This window comes from Microcystis sp. M53598_WE2, from assembly GCF_030067735.1.
GTDB lineage: Bacteria > Cyanobacteriota > Cyanobacteriia > Cyanobacteriales > Microcystaceae > Microcystis > Microcystis aeruginosa.
Map to the genome: position 1 here is coordinate 1 of NZ_JASJFE010000679.1, position 2413 is coordinate 2413.

3 protein-coding genes and 1 pseudogene are annotated in these 2413 nt (G+C 43.0%); 2 read left to right on the forward strand and 2 right to left on the reverse strand.

Annotated elements, in window-relative coordinates; all coding sequences use genetic code 11:
- The coding region (locus tag PX636_RS13850; protein ID WP_353853478.1) for a tetratricopeptide repeat protein at positions 1-335 on the reverse strand (335 nt) is incomplete at its 3' end.
- 274 nt (positions 336-609) lie between these two features.
- On the opposite strand from PX636_RS13850, the gene patR reads away from it, so the two are divergent.
- Entirely contained in the window at positions 610-1458 is an 849-nt protein-coding gene (patR, locus tag PX636_RS13855; protein ID WP_288117602.1) for a heterocyst master regulator PatR, read from the forward strand.
- A gap of 37 nt (positions 1459-1495) precedes the next feature.
- Here the strand turns inward: patR and PX636_RS13860 are convergent, their stop codons facing one another.
- A complete protein-coding gene (locus PX636_RS13860; RefSeq protein WP_288117603.1) occupies positions 1496-1999 on the reverse strand; it encodes a hypothetical protein in 504 nt (167 codons plus the stop codon).
- Positions 2000-2037: 38 nt separating this feature from the next.
- Between PX636_RS13860 and PX636_RS13865 the strand changes: the two are divergent.
- Positions 2038-2413, forward strand: a pseudogene (locus PX636_RS13865) (hypothetical protein); the annotation flags it as partial.

Here is a 2413-nt window from a genome sequence, read left to right on the forward strand (position 1 = left end):
AAAAGTAGTAGATAATCGGATTGTTGGGGGTTAAGTTGCGCTAATTTTTCTAAAGGTTCGATCGCTTGCTTTAAATCGCCCTGCTGTAAGCGAGTATCTAATAATCCCCGCAAAGCCGCCTGATTATCGGGTTCACGCTCTAAAACCATCTGATAACCCAGTGCTTGACTGGCTAATTCCTCTTGTTTGACTGCGGACAGATGACTCTGGCCCGAGGAGTGCTGACTTTTGAGAATAGAAGTCAATAGCGGCATGATCGAGAAGGACAACAAGGCAAATAACATGAGGACGAGACCGATGGACAGCCAACGACGGTGAGAGAGAGAGGCTTTCATAGACTGGGGTGCGAGGGGACAGACAGGAAAATGTTATGGAAATCTGGAGATTTGATGAGGGGATCGATCGAATTGGCCGCTCTTTATTAAGTACAATGGGCAAACGGTCAAGACTCAAAAGGGTTTTGACTGGGTTGACAGTCAAAAGATCATGGTTCTTAATATATTAGATGCCAGTAGAGTCGCCCTAGAGGGTTATTGTAACCCCCCAGATCGCGCTTTTGACTTGCTTGATTACTAATTTACTATGTGTCTCCGCCGCTAGGAGTGTGATATGAATCGTCCTGGGAATCGGTTTACCGAATCACCGAAAACCCCCCCGACCCCTGAAGTGGAAATTCAGGAAGTCCCCCTTGAATCCCCCCATACCGTGGCTGATTTAGCCGTAGAGTCAGCCACCCCCGCAGAAGTCAAACGTCAACAACCGATCCCCCCTCCCAGTCATCTGCGGCAGTATCGGGCGATCGGTCTCGTCTATGGCCATTATCAGCGATCGGAGGAACAATTAACTAAAGGCAATATTTTAACTGCCGATGGTACTCTGATCGATTCTGTGATTCTCGGTCGGGTGATCAGTTTGGTTAAAAATCATCTCGATCTAGAAAAACCCCATCTTTGGGTGGTTTATCCCCGCACCCGTCAGGAAAATGATGCCCTTCATGTTCAGATTGTCGGTGTTTGGGAACCAGAAACCCTGAAAAAAGAGGATGATCCAGAGATAGAGCCACTCCTCGCTTCTACCCCGGGTTATTTTTCGATTCGAGGTGAAGTCATCTTTACTGAACGGGAAAATCAAGCGGTAGTGGTCAAAATCCGACAAATGCCCAAAACTGAAGCGGACAAACCCAAGTTTTTTAAACTAAAATTGCGCGGCACTTTACCTGGTAAACCGATCAGTCGTTTTTGGGATTTTCAGGTACAACTGAAAGGGGATGCCTTAACTATTTTGGAAGGTTTAGACCTCGGTTTTGCCAGCAAGAAAAAACCGATGGGTAAGGGAGGTTTTAAAAAGCCTTTTGATAAAAATCGTCATCCCTCGGGGGAAGGAGAAAAACGACCTTTTACCCCCGGACAATCCCCTATCCCTCGGCCTTCCCGACCAAAACCCGTATCGGAAAACTAATTTTTTTCTAAGGATGGGTGAGAAACCCATCCCTAGTCTAGGACTTGGTTTTGGGAGCTATTTGATACTTAGTATTGGGAATATAAGCGCGAATGTTATAACTATAATCCGTTCCCAAAATCTCGGCGATAAAAACCGCTAACTGAGTGCCTAAAATCGCTTCATCGGCAGAACTAAAAGATTTATAATCTTCTATTAACCATTCTTGACCACCATTAACTAAAGTACATCTAAATGTACCGAGAGATTCGGCGATTTCTGTATGTTCTGTATAGTTTCTCGTTTTTACTTCCCCCGTACTATCTACTCTCAAACACAATTGATTAAGTTCTGCATAAAATTTGGCGGGAATTTTGTCTAAATCACCCCCTTTAGTCACCCAACGCATAAAAAGATGAAAAGACCAAGGAAGATTGAGGTAGAGTAGATAAAATAAACCCAGAATAATTGTTAAATATAAGGAGGAAGTCAGGAACTTATCATATTTCCTTTTTCGGGATCGATTTAAACGTTTAGCTAAATCTAACTTTGATTTTTTCATAAATTTTAATGAGTCAAAAGTAATTCGTAAAAAGTAAGATGTATAAAAAAATCCGGCGTTTTGCTCCGATTATCCTGTCCTTGAGTTTATTTATTCTAGCGGTCTGGGCAATTAGTCAAGAATTTAAACACTACACTTTTGCCCAACTCTTGGCTAGTTTGGATCATATTACCACAAGTCGTCAGCTAGAAGCTATTTTTTGGATGGCTTTGGGTTATTTGTCGATGACGGGTTATGATCGCCTAGGTTTTTATTATATCAAGCATCCCTTAGCTTTAGGCACTATTATCCGCACTGCTTTTATCAGTTATGCTCTTGGTAATACCATTGGTTTAACCTTATTTTCTGGGACGGCGATCCGTTATCGTTTCTATACTACTGCGGGGGTGGGGGTGGTGGATATTGCCAAAGTTA